Annotated in this window: 14 protein-coding genes and 2 pseudogenes; 8 read left to right on the forward strand and 8 right to left on the reverse strand. The window is 65.0% G+C overall.

The annotated features are described in order from the left end of the window. Positions 1-3: 3 nt before the first annotated feature. Positions 4-978 carry a ketopantoate reductase family protein gene (locus F8237_RS17915; protein WP_151646689.1) on the reverse strand — a complete coding sequence of 325 codons (975 nt, stop codon included), beginning with the start codon at positions 976-978 and terminating at the stop codon, positions 4-6. A gap of 156 nt (positions 979-1,134) precedes the next feature. On the opposite strand from F8237_RS17915, the gene F8237_RS17920 reads away from it, so the two are divergent. From F8237_RS17920 to F8237_RS17940, 5 genes are all read left to right on the forward strand, one after another. Then, positions 1,135-1,938 carry an enoyl-CoA hydratase-related protein gene (locus F8237_RS17920; protein WP_151646691.1) on the forward strand — a complete coding sequence of 268 codons (804 nt, stop codon included), beginning with the start codon at positions 1,135-1,137 and terminating at the stop codon, positions 1,936-1,938. A 29-nt stretch (positions 1,939-1,967) separates the two neighbouring features. Next, the gene (locus F8237_RS17925; protein WP_151646693.1) at positions 1,968-3,332 is read left to right on the forward strand and encodes an FAD-dependent oxidoreductase; all 1,365 of its coding nucleotides are present in this window, start codon (positions 1,968-1,970) and stop codon (positions 3,330-3,332) included. 30 nt (positions 3,333-3,362) lie between these two features. Then, positions 3,363-4,367: an ABC transporter substrate-binding protein gene (locus F8237_RS17930; protein WP_151646695.1), complete on the forward strand. Its 1,005-nt coding sequence runs from the start codon at positions 3,363-3,365 to the stop codon at positions 4,365-4,367. A 169-nt stretch (positions 4,368-4,536) separates the two neighbouring features. After that, positions 4,537-5,310, forward strand: coding sequence for an ABC transporter ATP-binding protein (locus F8237_RS17935; protein WP_151646697.1), 774 nt, complete (start codon positions 4,537-4,539; stop codon positions 5,308-5,310). Next, positions 5,303-6,121, forward strand: coding sequence for an ABC transporter permease (locus F8237_RS17940; RefSeq protein ID WP_151646699.1), 819 nt, complete (start codon positions 5,303-5,305; stop codon positions 6,119-6,121). The genes F8237_RS17935 and F8237_RS17940 overlap by 8 nt, the downstream gene beginning before the upstream one ends. 169 nt (positions 6,122-6,290) lie before the next feature. Here F8237_RS17940 and gtdA read toward each other — a convergent pair whose 3' ends face one another. After that, on the reverse strand, positions 6,291-7,331 hold the full coding sequence (gene gtdA, locus F8237_RS17945) for a gentisate 1,2-dioxygenase (RefSeq protein ID WP_151646701.1): 1,041 nt from the start codon (positions 7,329-7,331) through the stop codon (positions 6,291-6,293). 87 nt (positions 7,332-7,418) lie between these two features. Here gtdA and maiA point away from each other — a divergent pair, with 87 nt between their 5' ends. Together maiA and F8237_RS17955 are read left to right on the forward strand one after the other, a co-directional pair. Further along, on the forward strand, positions 7,419-8,051 hold the full coding sequence (gene maiA, locus F8237_RS17950) for a maleylacetoacetate isomerase (RefSeq protein ID WP_151646703.1): 633 nt from the start codon (positions 7,419-7,421) through the stop codon (positions 8,049-8,051). Further along, complete coding sequence (locus F8237_RS17955) at positions 8,041-8,553, forward strand: MarR family winged helix-turn-helix transcriptional regulator (protein WP_151646705.1); 513 nt, start codon at positions 8,041-8,043, stop codon at positions 8,551-8,553. Before maiA ends, F8237_RS17955 begins: the two co-directional genes overlap by 11 nt. 205 nt (positions 8,554-8,758) lie before the next feature. Here the strand turns inward: F8237_RS17955 and F8237_RS17960 are convergent, their stop codons facing one another. From F8237_RS17960 to F8237_RS17980, 5 genes are all read right to left on the reverse strand, one after another. Then, entirely contained in the window at positions 8,759-10,372 is a 1,614-nt protein-coding gene (locus F8237_RS17960; protein WP_151646707.1) for a benzoate-CoA ligase family protein, read from the reverse strand. Continuing rightward, complete coding sequence (locus F8237_RS17965) at positions 10,369-11,526, reverse strand: FAD-dependent monooxygenase (RefSeq protein ID WP_162006106.1); 1,158 nt, start codon at positions 11,524-11,526, stop codon at positions 10,369-10,371. Before F8237_RS17965 ends, F8237_RS17960 begins: the two co-directional genes overlap by 4 nt. A gap of 191 nt (positions 11,527-11,717) precedes the next feature. Beyond that, the gene (locus F8237_RS17970) at positions 11,718-11,933 is read right to left on the reverse strand and encodes a hypothetical protein (protein ID WP_151646709.1); all 216 of its coding nucleotides are present in this window, start codon (positions 11,931-11,933) and stop codon (positions 11,718-11,720) included. 90 nt (positions 11,934-12,023) lie between these two features. Continuing rightward, positions 12,024-12,878 carry a cysteine rich repeat-containing protein gene (locus F8237_RS17975; protein WP_151646711.1) on the reverse strand — a complete coding sequence of 285 codons (855 nt, stop codon included), beginning with the start codon at positions 12,876-12,878 and terminating at the stop codon, positions 12,024-12,026. Between the two features lie 153 nt (positions 12,879-13,031). Further along, positions 13,032-14,033, reverse strand: a complete 1,002-nt coding sequence (locus F8237_RS17980; protein ID WP_151646713.1) for an NADP-dependent oxidoreductase — start codon at positions 14,031-14,033, stop codon at positions 13,032-13,034. Positions 14,034-14,243: 210 nt separating this feature from the next. On the opposite strand from F8237_RS17980, the pseudogene F8237_RS17985 reads away from it, so the two are divergent. Then, positions 14,244-14,750: pseudogene (locus F8237_RS17985) on the forward strand (dicarboxylate/amino acid:cation symporter); the annotation flags it as partial. Here the strand turns inward: F8237_RS17985 and F8237_RS17990 are convergent. Next, a pseudogene (locus F8237_RS17990) lies at positions 14,748-14,945 on the reverse strand (cation:dicarboxylate symporter family transporter); the annotation flags it as partial. The pseudogenes F8237_RS17985 and F8237_RS17990 overlap by 3 nt on opposite strands.

Genomic DNA, 14,945 nt, shown 5'->3' on the forward strand with positions numbered 1-14,945 from the left:
GCTTCACGCGGAATAAAGCCCCTTGTCGCGCGCCTTCTGGATCGCCAGCGCAGCGATCAGATCGAGCGTTGGCGTCGACAGGCCGGCGGCGCGGGCGAAGGCGGCGGGTGCCTTCACCAGAACGTCGATTTCCATGGCGCGGCCGAGCTCGTAATCCTGCAGCAGCGACGGCTTGTGGTTGGGGGCGGGGCCGCTGCGGGTGACGCGCTTGACCTCGGGGATGAAGTGCTGGGCGATGTCATTGGCCTCGTTCAGCATGCGCGGGATGACCTCGGTGAAGGCCGGGTCGTCGCGGACGCCCCGCGAGGTCTGGCCGGTGAGCAGGCACAGCACCGAGAGCGACATGTTGATCAGCAGTTTCGACCAGATCGCCTCGCGGATCTCGGCCACCGGCGGCGATTCCAGCCGCGCGTCGTTGAAGACGCCGCGTAGCCTGGTGATGCGCTCGCAATTGCGGTCGTCGCATTCGCCGATCAGGAGCCGGTTGCGGTCCGGCGAGAGGTTCTGCACCACGCCGGGCGCGACCACCTCGTTGGAGGAGAAAATGACGCCGCCGATGATCCGCTCCTTCGGAATGCAGGCGCGCAGGCGTCCGCCGGGGTCGAGGAACGAAATGTCAGGCGGGGTCGGGTGCCGCGGCGGCAGGCCGATCCCGTACCACCAGGGAATGCCGTTCTGCGCGAACACGATCGCGGTGTCGTCCTGCAGCAGCGGCTTGATGCTGGAAACCAGCCCCGGAAGCGCGGTCGCCTTCAACGTGCTGATCACCACGTCCTGCGGACCGAGCTGGGCCGGATCGCCGGAGGCGTTCACCTTGGCGGTGACCTCGGAATCGCCGACGCGCAGCTTGAGGCCGTTGGCACGGGCCGCCTCCAGATGCGCCCCGCGCATCACGCAGGAGACGTCATGACCGGCGCGTGCCAGCCGAACCGCGATGTGGCTGCCGACGGCGCCCGCGCCGAAAATGCAGATGCGCATAGATATGTCCCGTCCCTGATCCCATAGTGCAGCCCGGCGCCAGCATGACACAAGCTGCCATGCGATGGGCGCGGCCGCGCTACGCCGCAAAGATATGGATCAGGGCGCGCGGTCTCGGCCATAGTGCGGGCCAAACATACGACCGGAGGATCGCCGATGACTGCCAGCCCTGTCCTGTGGAGCCTCGACGCGCGCGGCGTCGCGACCGTCACGTTGAACCGGCCGGAGGTCAACAACGCCTATGACGGCGGGCTGATCGCCGGCGTGCTCGCGGCCATGGACGATCTCGGCCGGAAACCGGGCCTCCGGGTCGTCGTGCTCCGGGGCAACGGCAAGCATTTCCAGGCCGGCGCCGACCTCAAATGGATCAACGGCGTGCGGCCGCAATCGATCGAGGCCAACGAAGCGGCCTCGCGGGCGACCTTCGAGGCAGTGCAGCGGCTCAACACCTTGCCGATCCCGACCGTCGCGCTGGTGCAAGGCGGCTGTTTCGGCGGCGGCACCGGCGTGATCGCGGCCTGCGACGTCGTGATCGCGGCTGACAACGCGCTGTTCTCCATTACCGAGGTACGCTGGGGCCTGACGGCCGCGATCATCATCCCGCAGCTCTGTGACGCCATTGGCGTGCGGCAAGTCCGTCGCTATGCGCTGACCGGCGAACGCTTCGGCGCTGAAGACGCGCGCCGCATTGGCCTCGTGCATGACGTCGTGCCGCTCGCCGAGCTGGAGGCCGCCGGAGCCAAGGTGGTCGAGCAGCTGCTCGCCAACGGACCCGAGGCGATGGCCGAGACCAAGCGGCTCGCGCTGGAGAGCTCGTTCGGCGGAATGGCGGTTGACGATGCCGCCTACAAGCGGCTCGTGCACCTGCATTCGGTCAAGCGCCAGAGCGCGGAGGCGGCGGAGGGCCTGGCGTCGTTTGCGGAGAAGCGGGCGGCGAATTGGGGCGGTGGCCAGACTTGATTGCCAACTGATCATCAGGGAATCTCGATTTGTCCTCCAAAACCATCCACGAGCCCGCTCGCCAGATTCCGCTCTATGGCGAATATGAAGTCGTCGTGCTCGGCGGCGGCCCGGCCGGCATCGTCGCGGCGGCCTCGGCCGCGCGCGCCGGGCGCAAGACTCTGTTGATCGAGCGCTATGGCTTTCTCGGCGGCATGGGCACCGCGGCCGGCGTCACCAATTTTTGCGGCCTGCATGGCAATGTCTATGGTCAGGCGCATCGGCTGGTGCAGGGCATGGCGTCCGATCTGCTGGCGCGGATCGATCGTCTCAACGGCCTCAATGCGCCGCACCTGATCCTCGGCAAGGTCTTCGCGCAGGCCTATGACACCGCGGCCTACAAGATCGCGGCCGACGAACTGCTGGCCAGCCACAAGGTTCACATTCTCTTCCATGCGCTCGGTGCCGGCGTTGTGATGGGCGATAACAGCCGCATCGATGCGCTGCTGGTCGAGACCAAGGCCGGCCGGCAGGCGGTGCGATCGGAGATCTTCATCGATTGCTCCGGTGACGGCGATCTCGCCGTCTGGGCCGGCGCGCCGTTCGAGCTCGGCGATGAGCACGGCCATCCGATGTATCCGTCGATGATGCTGCGTCTCAACGGCATCGATCCCGACAAGGCGGGCGAGGCTTGGCGGACCATCCCGCAATTGATGGAAAAGGCGCTCGCCGCCGGCACCCACAGATTCCCGCGCAAGAGCGCCATCGTGCGGCCGCAAAAATCCGGCATCGAATGGCGGGTGAATTTTACCCAGGTGGCGCGCGAGGATGGCCACGCCATCAACGGCATCGAGCCTGACGATCTCACCCGCGGCGAGATCGAGGGCCGCAAGCAGGCGCTCGCCGCGTTCGAATTCCTCCGCACCGTGCCGGGCTTTGAAAAATCCTACATCGTCGACCTGCCGCCGCAGCTCGGCATTCGCGAGACCCGCCGCATCAAGGGCGGCTACCAGCTCAGCGGCGAGGACGTGCTTGGCTGTGCCTCGTTCGAGGACTCCATCGGCGTCAACGGCTGGCCGATCGAGGCCCATGTTCCCGGCGACGTCGTGTTCACCTTCCCGCCGATCCCGGAATCGCGCGGCTATAACGAGCTGCCTTATCGGATGCTGGTGCCCGAAGGCGTCGACAATCTCCTCGTCGCCGGCCGCTGTGCCTCGATGACCCATGAGGGCCAGTCGGCAGCGCGGGTGTCCGGTGCCTGTTTCGTGATGGGAGAGGCGGCCGGCTCCGCCGCCGCGCTCGCGCTCGCCGGAAACCGGATTCCACGCGAAATCCCGGTTGAAAAGTTGCAGGAAACGTTGAAACAACAGGGCGCCTTCATCGGGCGGGATCAGCCCGTGCCCGAAGGGCTCTAACGGGCCGACAAGACCACGAGAGGAAACGGGATGATCGGGATTGCGCGGCTCGCTTTTGCGGGTCTGTTGGCGATCATGGCGATGGGCACGGCCCGGGCCGAGGACGCGCTGAAGGCCAGGGTTGGCGTGCTTCGCCTGTCGTCGTCCGCGCCGGTCTTCATCGCGCAGGACAAGGGCTATTTCCGTGAGGCCGGCCTCGACGTCGAGCTGAAATTCTTCGATGCGGCCCAGCCGATCGCGGTTGCCGCCACCTCGGGCGACATCGATTTCGGCGTCACCGCTTTCACCGCCGGTCTCTACAATCTCGCCGGCAAGGGTGTGCTGAAGGTGATCGGCGGCATGAGCCGCGAGAAGGCCGGCTATCCCCTGATCGGCTATTTCGCCAGCAACAATGCCTTTGCGGCCGGGCTGAAGACCCCGAAGGATCTCGCGGGCAAGCGCGTCGCGGTCACGCAGGTCGGCTCGTCGTTCCACTATTCGCTCGGCCTGCTCGCCGACAAGTATGGCTTCAAGCTCGCCGAGGTGAAGATCATCCCGCTGCAATCGCTCTCGAACGCAGCCGCGGCGCTGAAGGGCGAGACCGTCGATGCGGCGCTGCTCCCGGTTTCGACGGCGCGCAAGCTGATGGACGAAGGCGGCGCGAAATTCTTGGGGTGGGTCGGGGACGAGACGCCCTGGCAATTGGGCGCGGTGTTCGCCGCGCCGAAGACGCTGACCAACAAGGTGCTGGTGACGAAGTTTCTCGGCGCGCTCGCAAGAGCCGACCGCGAATATTACGACGTCATCCTCGCCGCGATGAAGGACGGTGTCGCGCCGATCGACGAGCAGACCAAGCCGCTGCTCGAGATCATCGCCAAGTATACCAACCTTCCGGTCGAGCAGGTGGTCGGCAATTGCGCCTATATCGATCCGGACGGCAAGCTCGACGTGAAGAACGTCGACAACCAGATCAAATGGCTGCAGGAGCAAGGATTCGCGGACAAGGGCTTTGACGCGAATGCGATCATCGCCAGGGATTATGTGAAGGCGGATTGATGCTGCGTTCCCCCAAACATCCCCGTCATCCTGAGGTGCGAGCATTGCGATGCATAAGCATCGCGATGGGAGCCTCGAAGGATGAGCGGCCGAGCTGCATCTGGGCCGTGCATCCTTCGAGGCTCGCTTCGCGAGCGCCTCAGGATGACGGACCGACAGGAGGCGCTTCATGGACCTGATCGCCAACCACATCTCCCATCGCTTCGGCGACCTCGCCGTGCTCGATGACGTCTCCTTTACGGTCGGCGCTGGCGAGGTCGTGGCTGTCGTCGGCCCCAGCGGCTGCGGCAAGAGCACGCTGCTGTCGATCCTCGGCGGATTGCTGCAGCCGACCTCAGGCGCGGCCGAGCTGCGAGGTACGCCGCCGGCGGACAGCCTCAATCCGCTCACCTTCGTGTTCCAGGATTTTGCGTTGCTGCCTTGGGCGAGCGTCGAGGAGAACGTCGAATTCCCGCTTCTGCATGCCCAGCTCTCGGCCGCGCAGCGGCGTGCGCAGGTCGAGGACGCGCTGCGCCGCACGGGCCTCACCGGTTTTCGCAAGACCTATCCAAAGCAGCTGTCCGGCGGCATGCGCCAGCGTGTCGGCATTTCGCGGGCGCTGGCGGTGCGGCCCGCGATCCTGCTGATGGACGAACCGCTGTCGGCGCTGGACTCGCAGACCCGCGAGCTCTTGATGGAGGATTTCGTCCGCCTGCTCGCCGATGGCGGCATGGGCGCGGTCTATGTCACGCATAATCTCGAAGAAGCCGCGCGGCTGGCCGACCGTATCGTTGTGCTGTCGCGCCGGCCGGGCCGGATTCGCGAGGTCGTGACGGTGCCGATGACCCGCACTGAGCGCGGCGAGACGATGGCGCGTGAAAAGCTGCTCGCGCTGCAGGACCAGATCTGGTCGCTGATCCGCAACGAGGCGATCGACGCCGAGCGTGAGGTTCTGGATGCTTGAGCGCGCGGGCGCGCCTGCAAAGAACGACACGACGCGACGCGTTCGCTTCCGCGGCGCCGGCTTCGTGCCGGCGAGCAGCCGCTTCGGCGGCTGGATCGCGCTCGCGCTCGTGATCGCGCTCTGGCAGGTGGCCGGCAGCGCCGGTCTCGTCAATCCGCTGTTCCTGCCGGCGCCCTTGGCCATTGCGCGCGCGATCTACCAGCTCGCGATCTCAGGCGCGCTCTGGCAGCATCTGTCGGCCTCGCTGCTGCGCATCGGCGTCGGCTGGGTGCTCGGCACCGCGGCGGGCATTGCGGTCGGCTTCGCCATCGGCCTGTCGCGGCTCGCGCGCGGCGTCGGCATCACTTTCATCTCGGCGCTGTTTCCGATCCCGAAGATCGCGCTGCTGCCGCTCCTGATCCTCTGGCTCGGCATCGGCGAAGAGCCGAAGATCGCGACCATTGCGCTCGGCGTGTTCTTCTCGACCGCGATCTCGGTCTATAGCGGCGTCGACGCCGTGCCGCGCAATCTCATTCGCATGGCGCAGAGCTTCAACGTTCCATTCGCCACCATCGTGCGGAAGGTGATCTGGCCTGGCGCGCTGTCCGCGATCCTCGCCGGCTTCCGCATCACGGCCTCGGTCGCGCTGCTGCTCGTCGTCAGCGCCGAGATGATCGGCGCGCAATACGGCATCGGCGCCTTCGTGCTCCAGGCCGGCAACCTGATGCAGACCGATCAGCTGCTCGCGGGCGTGGTGATCCTGTCGGTGTTTGGGCTGGCGGTGGGGAAGGTGATCGGCTGGCTGGAGGTCAAATTATTGCACTGGCGGTAGCTTTCTGTCGTCCCTGCGAAAGCAGGGACCCATACCGCGTGATCTATCGAGGACGAACGGTCTTCATACCGGCGAAAGATAACTTCGAATCTTCGCCAAACATCTCCCCGGGGTTATGGGTCCCTGCTTTCGCAGGGACGACACCGAGGGTGAAGCTGATATCAGGGCTTCACGCATTCCCCCGGTCCTCGCGAAACAAATCCAGCTTCTGCTGCACCGGCCGATCCGAGAAGCTGAACAGCACCGCATCGTCGTCGGCCTCGTGCGTGACCCACTGCCAGCTCGGCACCACGAACAAATCACGCGGGCCCCATTCGAAGACGGCATCGCCAATGCGGCTGCGGCCGCGGCCCTCGATCGGGCAGAACACCGTCGCATCGGTCGAACGGTAGCGGGCGGTCTTGAAGCCCTTCGGCAGCAGCTGGATGAAGGTGCCGATGGTCGGCATCGCGAAATCGCCGGTCTCGGGATTGCTGAACTTCAGCTTCAGCCCGTGGCAGGCGTCCCATTCCTGGCTCGTCCTTGCCTTCTCCAGCGCCTCGCGGGTGTAGGCATAGGGATAGCTGAAGATCGGTGACGTCTTCGAGTTTCGCTTCACATCCACCGGCAGCAGATTGTGGCCGTAGCGCGCAAAGCTGTCGCCGGCGGGCTTCGTGATCTTCTGCTGGTCTTCTTTCGATCCCTCCGCAAAGGAACAGTCGAAGAACTGCACCAGCGGGATGTCGAGGCCGTCGAGCCAGAACATCGGCTGATCGGTCTCGTTGGAATGATCGTGCCAGGTCATCGACGGCGTGATGATGAAGTCGCCGGGCTCCATCGCGGTGCGCTCGCCGTCCACCGCCGTGTGGGCACCCTTGCCCTCGAGCACGAAGCGCAGCGCGGACTGGCTGTGGCGATGGGCAGGCGCGACATCGCCGGGCACCACCATCTGCACGCCGGCATAGAGCGAGGTCGTGATCCTTGATTGTCCGCGCAGGCCGGGGTTCTCCAGCACCAGCACACGCCGCTCGGCTTCCTTCGCGGTGATCAGCTTGCCGGCTTCCGTCATGTAGTCGCGGATGACGTCGAATTTCCATAGGTGAGGCCGGCACGCGCTCTTCGGCTCCGGCGTGATCAGGTCGCTCATGACAGTCCAGAGCGCGGTGAGATTCTCGCCGTCGATCTTCTTGTAGAACGCCTCGCGTTCCGGCGTCTTGGTCACGGCTTCCATGGCGCGGCTCCCGTCTGTTTTGTTGATTGACAGTATACTGACGGTCTAGGTAGCGTCAACGTCACAAGACCAAGAGGGAGGGTTCCGATGAAGCTGCACGGCTATTTCCGCTCCAGCGCCGCCTATCGCGTGCGGATTGCGCTCAACCTGAAGGGCCTCGGCGCCGAGCACCTGCCGCATCATCTGCGCAAGGGCGAACAATGCGCGCCAGCCTATCTCGCCATCAATCCGCAAGGCTTGGTGCCGGCACTGGAGGATGATGCGGGTGCGGTGCTGACCCAATCGGTTGCGATCATCGAATGGCTCGACGAGACCCATCCCAATCCGCCGCTGCTGCCCAAGGATCCGTTGCAGCGTGCCAAGGTACGCGCCTTCGCGCTGGCGATCGCCTGCGACACCCATCCGGTGCAGAATCTGAAGGTGCTGGCGCGGCTGCGCGAGCTGGGGCTTGCCGAGGAGAAAGTCCAGGAATGGGCGGCGTGGGTCAATCGCGAAGGGCTGTCGGCCTGCGAGACGCTGATCAGGGACGAACCGGGTCCGTTCTGCTTCGGCGATGCGCCGACGCTCGCCGACCTTTGCCTCGTGCCGCAACTCGCCAATGCGCGCCGCTTCGGCGTCGACGTCGCAGCCTATCCGCGCCTGCTGAAGGCGGAAGCCGCCGCCAAGGCGTTGACGGCGTTCGCCAGCGCCGCGCCGGAGAAGCAGCCCGATGCCGAGTAAGCCCGCCGCTCCGATCACGATCGACGCGGTTTATGCCGCGCCGGGCTATCTGTTCCGGCGGATGCAGCAGATCGCGGTCGCGATCTTCATGGAGGAGTGCAAGGCATTCGACCTCACGCCGGTGCAATACGCGGCGCTGATCGCGATCCACACCCATCCCGGCATCGACGCGACGCGGCTGTCGGCGGTGATCGCCTTCGACCGCTCCACGCTCGGCAGCGTGATCGAGCGGCTGCAAGCCAAGGACTATATCGAGCGCAAGCCGGCACCGGAGGACAAGCGCATCAAGCTGCTCTATCTGACGAAGCCGGGCGCCGCGGTCCTGCGCGAGATCATCCCCGCCGTCGAGCGCGCCCAGGCGCGCATGCTGGAGCCGCTGAAGCCCGCTGAACGCAAAGCGCTGACGGGGCTGCTGGTGCAGCTCGTCGATCTCAACAACGAGGCGTCACGGGTGCCGCTGCGCGCGGAGGATGCGCTTGAGCATCTAGGGAAGGCGGGGTGAGGGGGATGTGAGGCGATGCTCGTGCCTCATTCTCAACTGTCGTCCCGGACAAGCGAAGCGCAGATGCTGTCGCCTTTATCTCCGCCGTCATTCCCCGCGAAAGCGGGGAATCCAGTACGCCGCGGCCCCCCGGTTCTAGCCGCGCCGTCTCTGGAATGCTGGATCGCCCGCCTTCGCGGGCGATGACACCGAGAAATAGGCGGCCTCACATCCGCAACAACGCCTGCCGGTCGATCTTCCCCGTCCCCGTCTTCGGCAACTCGTCGATGAAGATCACCTCGCGCGGATATTTGTACGGCAGCAGCTTGCCTTTCACATAGTCCTGCAGCCGCCGCGTCGCCTGGCTCTCGTCGGCGGCGCGGTTGTTCATCACCACCACAGCCTTCAGCGTCATGCGCCGGTCCGGCAGCTCGGCCGCGAACACCGCGCATTCGCGGATGTCGGGATGGTCGGCGAGGCACAGTTCGACTTCGAGCGGATAGACCCACTGGCCGGAGATCTTGATGAGATCGTCGGCGCGGCCGCGGAAAAAGTGGAAGCCGTCGGCATCGCGGACGAAGCGGTCGCCGGTGTAGATCCAGCCGCCCTCGCGGATGGTCTCGGCGGATTTGTCCGGCCTGTTCCAGTACAGCGGCGTGTTGGAATCGCCGCGCACCCACAAGATGCCTTCCTCATCGTCGGCGACGTCGTTTCCGTCCTTGTCGCGCAGCGCGATCTCGTAGCCGGGTACGCGCAGGCCGGCGGCGCCCAGCTTCTTCTGCTCGGGACGATTTGAGAGGTAGATGTGCAGCACCTCGGTCGAGCCGAGGCCTTCGACGATCTCCAGGCCTGTGAGCGTCTTCCAGCCATTGAAGACGTCGGCCGAGAGCACTTCGGCGGCGGAGAGGGACATGCGCAGTGAGGAGAAGTTGGTCTTGTCGGCACCCTCGGCCTTGGTCAGCGAGATATAGAGCGTCGGCAGCCCGAAGAAGACCGTCGGCCTGTACTGCTCGATCGCCGCAAAGATCGACGCCGGCTTCGGTTGCCCCGGCAGCAGCAGCGTCGCCGCGCCCGCGGAGAACGGGAAGGTGACGGAGTTGCCGAAACCGTAGGCGAAGAAGATCTTCGGCACAGAGAAGCAGATGTCATCCGGCGTCAGCTTCAGCACGTTCTGTGCAAAGGCAGCGTCGCTATAGGCCATGTCGTGCTGGAGATGCACGATGCCCTTGGGCCGGCCGGTCGAGCCGGACGAATACATCCAGAACGCCATCTCGTTGCGATGTGTCGGGGCTTCCGCCAGCTCGTCAGGGAATTGCGCGAGCCAGCCTGCTGCGGCGATCGCCTGCGGCGCGGCGTGGTCGCCTATCGCGCCATTGACGACGATCAGCGTGCGCAGGCCCGTGTCCTTGCAGGCCTCGACGTTGAAGCGCACGCAGAACTCGGCGTCCGCCACGGCAACGCTCGCGCCGGAATCGGCGAGATAGAATTGCAGCAGGTCCGGCGGCGTCAGCGTGTTGATCAGCAGCGGCACGAATCCGGCGCGCACCGCGCCGAAGAAGGCGGCGGGATAGGCCGGCGTGTCGTCGAGGAACAGCAGCACGCGGTCGCCGCGCTTCAGGCCGAGCGAGACAAGGCCGTTGCCCCAGCGGCACGCGTCAGCGCAGAGCTCCCCGTAGGTGCGAGTGCCGGAAGGACCAATGAGGGCGAGCCTGTCGCCGCGGCCCTTGCCGATATTGTCGAACAGCACGCGGCTGGCGTTGTAGATATCAGGAACGGCAAAGCCGATCTCGCGGGCGCCCGCGCAGTCCGCGGGCACTTGGTCGCGAATCTCGTTGCTCATGCCGTCGCCTCGCCGTCCGCATCTCCGCCATCGCTCTTGGCGGCCTCGTAGCGCGCCATGAAGCCGGGCGACATATGGCGCAGGCGGGAATCATCGATGCGCCCGGAGCGGGTGATGTAGCTGTAGGCGAAATCCATCAGGCCGAGTTGCATGTGCTGGGCAAAGTGCTCGTACCAGAAGGCGCTGGTTCGCGCGGCGTTGACGAGTTTCTGCACCACCGGCTTTCGCGCGGCCTGATAGCGATGCAGCGCGGTCGACAGATGCGCATCCGATTCCAGCGCCTTGACCAGCGCGATCGCGTCCTCGATCGCGAGGCGTGTGCCCGAGCCGATCGAGAAATGCGCCGAATGCAGGGCGTCTCCGATCAGCACCATGTTCTTGAACGACCAGTGCTCGTTCCAGACCCAGGGAAAGTTGCGCCAGACCGATTTGTTGGAGACCAGGCAATGGCCGCCGAGCGTGTCGGCAAACACCTCCTCGCAGACGCCCTTGGATTGCTCGGCGTCCTTGTAGGCAAAGCCGTAGGCCTGCCACGTCGCGTGGTCGCATTCGACCAGGAAGGTGCTCATGGTCGGCGAGTAGCGGTAGTGATGGGCGTTGAAGGCGCCGCGATCGGTCTTCACGAAGGTCTGCGACAGCGTGTCGAAGCGCTTCGAGGTGCCGTACCAGACGAACTTGTTGGAGGAGTAGGACAGCGAGGTGCCGAAATCGCCCTCATAGGCGCGGCGCACCAGCGAGTTCAGCCCGTCGGCGGCGACGATCAGATCGTGGCCGCCCAGCTGGTCGATCGTCTGGATCTGCGTGTCGAACCGCGGCGTGACGCCGACATCGAGGGCGCGCTGCTGCAGGAACTGCAACAGCTCGAGCCGGCCGATCGAGGAGAAGCCGACGCCGTCGATGGCGACGTGGTCGCCATGCAGGTTCAGCGTGATGTTCTCCCAGCTCTCCATGTGCGGCGCGATCGCGTCGACCGTCTCGGGGTCGTCGGCGCGCAGGAATTCCAGCGCCTGGTCGGAGAACACCACGCCAAAGCCCCAGGTCGCGTCGGCCGGGTTCTGTTCGAACAGGTCGACTTGATCCTCGGGGTGACGCTTCTTCCAGAGATAGGCGAAGTAGAGCCCACCGGGCCCCCCGCCAATCACGGCGATCCGCAACGTCTGCCTCCCTAATTGACAGTATACTTACTATCTAGGGGTAGACTAATGGGCTCCGGCTTCCCGCGCCAGCGGAAATATGGGCAAGGCAAGGCGCGCCGAAACTCACCTCCGGACGCGCGTTGGGCGCGAGCCCGAAGCATTGACGTTGCGAAGCATAGCCAAACCGCGACGGCTTGGCTATCGGCGCATCAGACGCAGCGCTTCACGTAGACCCCGTTCACCAGCACCTTGGTGCAGCGGACCGCTGGAACCGGCTTGCGGACCACGACGGCCGCGTTCGGCCCGGCGCAGCCGGCACGATAGACGCCGCGGGCGCACACCACCGCATTGGCGTCGGTGGCCTCGAACGTCATGGTCGCCCCGAAGGCAAGGAGCGCGGAAGCGATGAGCAGCAATGCACGCATGTCTTTCTCCCGGTCTTGTCGCGATTGAAATCGGATATCGGCAAAAGGTTTGTCGCAGCCGGCGCGCGAAAATTCATTCACACGCGCCGCTTATCGCGCCGCGAAGGGCGCCAGCACGTCCTTGCAGGCAGGCGACAGCGAGGCCGCATTGCTGGCAACGCATTGGATGATCCGGCCGCCACCTGGCGGCACGCTGCCGCACAGCGTGCGGATATCCTCGCGACATGCGGACTGGACGATGAACAGCTCTTCGCGTGGCCGCAGCGGCCGTAACACGATCACGGCTGGTGCTGCCGGAGGGGCTGACGCCGCAGCGGGCGTGGCAGCCGCCGGCGCCGCCGGGGATGCACCACCCCCGGACGCAGCGGCCACGGCCTTCTCGCATGCCGGCGAAACCCTGGACTTGTTCTTCTCCAGGCATTCGAGCGCGGGGGCCCCGCCCGTCGGCACGCCGGCGCACACCTTGGGATAATCGGGACGGCATGCGCTCTTGATCGCAGCAACCTGCGCGCTGCTCGGCTGCTTGGCCGCTGCGGCCTTCGGCGCCGGTGCGGTTGCCGGCTTTGCCGCGGGAGCGGGTTCTGCCTTCGACGCTGCAGGCGTGGGCTCCGCCTTGGGAGCGGTTTCGGCTTTCGGCGCGACGGGAGCGGCTTCGGTCTTGGGTGTGGCTTCGGCCTTCGGGGCCGCGGCGGGCTCGACCGCGCGAACCGCGGTCTGGCATCCCGGTGACAGGCTGGACATGTTCTTCTGCAGACATTGATACGCTTCCACCCCGCCGGGCGTCACGCTCGAGCAGTGCGCCATGAAGTCCGAGCGGCATGCGGACCGGATCGCGCTCTTCTGAGCGTCGGTCGGCGCTTGCGCGAATGCGCTTGTTGCAGTTGCGAAGAATGCCGCCGCCAGCAACGCGTTGCGCGTCGAAACATGTTTCAACGTGTTGAACATCCGAGTAAATCCTGCCCTGCCGGTAAAGCCCGGCGCATTATCAATGTGATGCAATCGAAATCGTCGCGAGTGATGCCTCGCGAACGGTATCTTTGGCCGCTTTGGTCTCTACCGCAAGTAGATATTACCTCTGCGGTTGAGACGCTGACATCGTCAGAGCTTGACCATGCGCTTGCCGCGGTTCTCGCCCGCGAGCAATCCGATCAGCGCCTTCGGCGTGTTCTCCAGGCCGTCGATGATGTCCTCCTGCACCTTCAGCCTGCCGGATTTCACCCAGGCCTGGAGATCATCGAGCGCGCGCTGGCTTTCCTTCATGTAGTCCATCACGATGAAGCCCTGCATGATAAGACGCTTCACCACGATCAGGCCCGGCACGCCGCGCGGGCCGTGCGCGGAGGGCGCGCCGTCATATTGCGAGATCGCGCCGCAGCAGGCGATGCGGCCGTAATTGTTCATCTGCGGCAGGCAGGCTTCGAGAATGTCGCCGCCGACATTGTCGAAATAGACGTCGATGCCCTTGGGCGCCGCTGCGCGCAGCGCCTTGAACACGGCGCCGTCCTTGTAATCGACCGCGGCATCGAAGCCGAGTTCGGAGGTCAGCCAGTTGCATTTGTCGGCGCCGCCGGCGATGCCGACCACGCGGCATCCCTTGATCCTGGCGATCTGTCCGACGATCGAGCCGACCGAGCCCGCGGCAGCGGAAACCACGACCGTCTCACCCTCTTTGGGCTTGCCGATCTCGATCAAGCCGAAATAGGCGGTGAGGCCGGCGATGCCGAACACGCTAAGCAGATGCGTCATCGGTTCGAGTTTCGGCATTTTGGTGAGATGCTTGGCCGGCACCGCCGCATATTCCTGCCAGCCGGTGTCGCCGAACACGATGTCGCCGACGGCGAGCTCGGGCGCCTTCGAGCTGATGACCTCGGCGATGGCGCCGCCGGCCATCACGCTGTTGGCTTCGACCGCGGACCGATAAGTCGCGCCGTGCATCCAGGCACGGTTGGCCGCATCGAGCGAGATATAACGCACGCGGAGCAAAGCTTCGCCGTCCTTCGGCTCCGGCATCACGCCCTCGACCATCTTGAAATGTTCAGGGCCGAGCTTGCCGCTGGGCTTTTCCACCAGAAGAATCTGGCGATTGATGCTGCCGCTCATGGCGTTTCCTCTTCTCTTGTTTGGCGATTATTGATGCAGCCGCCGCAAACAAAACGTGCAAGCCGCATTCCTTGTGCGCTGCATGAAGGCTAGATCGGCGCCTCCAGTTTCACAATGGGAACATCAGGACGAAGCGACTGCACGCCAAGCGTGTTGCGCAGCTGTCATATCTGCGACACTATGAAGCGCCGGCGTATGTGGGGGTCATCGATGTCGAACAGGTTTACGCAATACATTCTGGCGGCGATGGTGCTCGGCATCATCATGGGCTCGGCGATCTACAACTTCCTGCCCGATACGCGCGCCGAATGGGCCTCCGCCATCAACCTGATCGCCATGATGTTCTTGCGCCTGATCAAGATGATCATCGCGCCGCTGGTATTCGCCACACTGGTTGGCGGCATCGCGCATATGGGCAGCGGTGCGAGGCTCGGACGCATCTTTGCGAAGACCATGGGCTGGTTCGTCTGCGCCTCCTTCATCTCGCTGATGCTGGGCCTCGTGATGGTCAATCTTCTGCAGCCGGGCGCCAACTTCCCCGGTACGCTGCCGGACAAGGCGCAGTCGACCGGCCTGCCGGTCTCCGCCTTCTCGATCGAGAAATTCCTGACCCATCTGATCCCGACCTCGATCGCGGATGCGATGGCGCAGAACGAGATCCTCCAGATCGTGATCTTCGCCGTGTTCTTCTCGGTGGCGATGGGGGCGATGCCCGAGGAAGGTATCGATGCCCATGATCATCAACAGTCCGGCCTCGGGGATGTTGAACTGCGACAGCGTCGAGGCGATCACGACCAGGGAGGCGCGCGGTACGCCGGCGACACCCTTCGACGTGATCATCAGCGTCGCGAGCATCGCGAGCTGGGTGCCGAGCGACATCTCGATGTGATAGGTCTGCGCGATGAAGATGCT

Source organism: Bradyrhizobium betae, from assembly GCF_008932115.1.
Lineage (GTDB): Bacteria > Pseudomonadota > Alphaproteobacteria > Rhizobiales > Xanthobacteraceae > Bradyrhizobium > Bradyrhizobium betae.

What these genes read in the sequence shown, in the direction of transcription:
- F8237_RS17915 (WP_151646689.1), bottom strand. Translation starts at nt 978, where the DNA reads ATGCGCATCTGCATTTTCGGCGCGGGCGCCGTCGGCAGCCACATCGCG.
- F8237_RS17920 (WP_151646691.1), top strand. Translation starts at nt 1,135, where the DNA reads ATGACTGCCAGCCCTGTCCTGTGGAGCCTCGACGCGCGCGGCGTCGCG.
- F8237_RS17930 (WP_151646695.1), top strand. Translation starts at nt 3,363, where the DNA reads ATGATCGGGATTGCGCGGCTCGCTTTTGCGGGTCTGTTGGCGATCATG.
- F8237_RS17935 (WP_151646697.1), top strand. Translation starts at nt 4,537, where the DNA reads ATGGACCTGATCGCCAACCACATCTCCCATCGCTTCGGCGACCTCGCC.
- F8237_RS17940 (WP_151646699.1), top strand. Translation starts at nt 5,303, where the DNA reads ATGCTTGAGCGCGCGGGCGCGCCTGCAAAGAACGACACGACGCGACGC.
- gtdA (WP_151646701.1), bottom strand. Translation starts at nt 7,331, where the DNA reads ATGGAAGCCGTGACCAAGACGCCGGAACGCGAGGCGTTCTACAAGAAG.
- maiA (WP_151646703.1), top strand. Translation starts at nt 7,419, where the DNA reads ATGAAGCTGCACGGCTATTTCCGCTCCAGCGCCGCCTATCGCGTGCGG.
- F8237_RS17955 (WP_151646705.1), top strand. Translation starts at nt 8,041, where the DNA reads ATGCCGAGTAAGCCCGCCGCTCCGATCACGATCGACGCGGTTTATGCC.
- F8237_RS17960 (WP_151646707.1), bottom strand. Translation starts at nt 10,372, where the DNA reads ATGAGCAACGAGATTCGCGACCAAGTGCCCGCGGACTGCGCGGGCGCC.
- F8237_RS17970 (WP_151646709.1), bottom strand. Translation starts at nt 11,933, where the DNA reads ATGCGTGCATTGCTGCTCATCGCTTCCGCGCTCCTTGCCTTCGGGGCG.
- F8237_RS17975 (WP_151646711.1), bottom strand. Translation starts at nt 12,878, where the DNA reads ATGTTCAACACGTTGAAACATGTTTCGACGCGCAACGCGTTGCTGGCG.
- F8237_RS17980 (WP_151646713.1), bottom strand. Translation starts at nt 14,033, where the DNA reads ATGAGCGGCAGCATCAATCGCCAGATTCTTCTGGTGGAAAAGCCCAGC.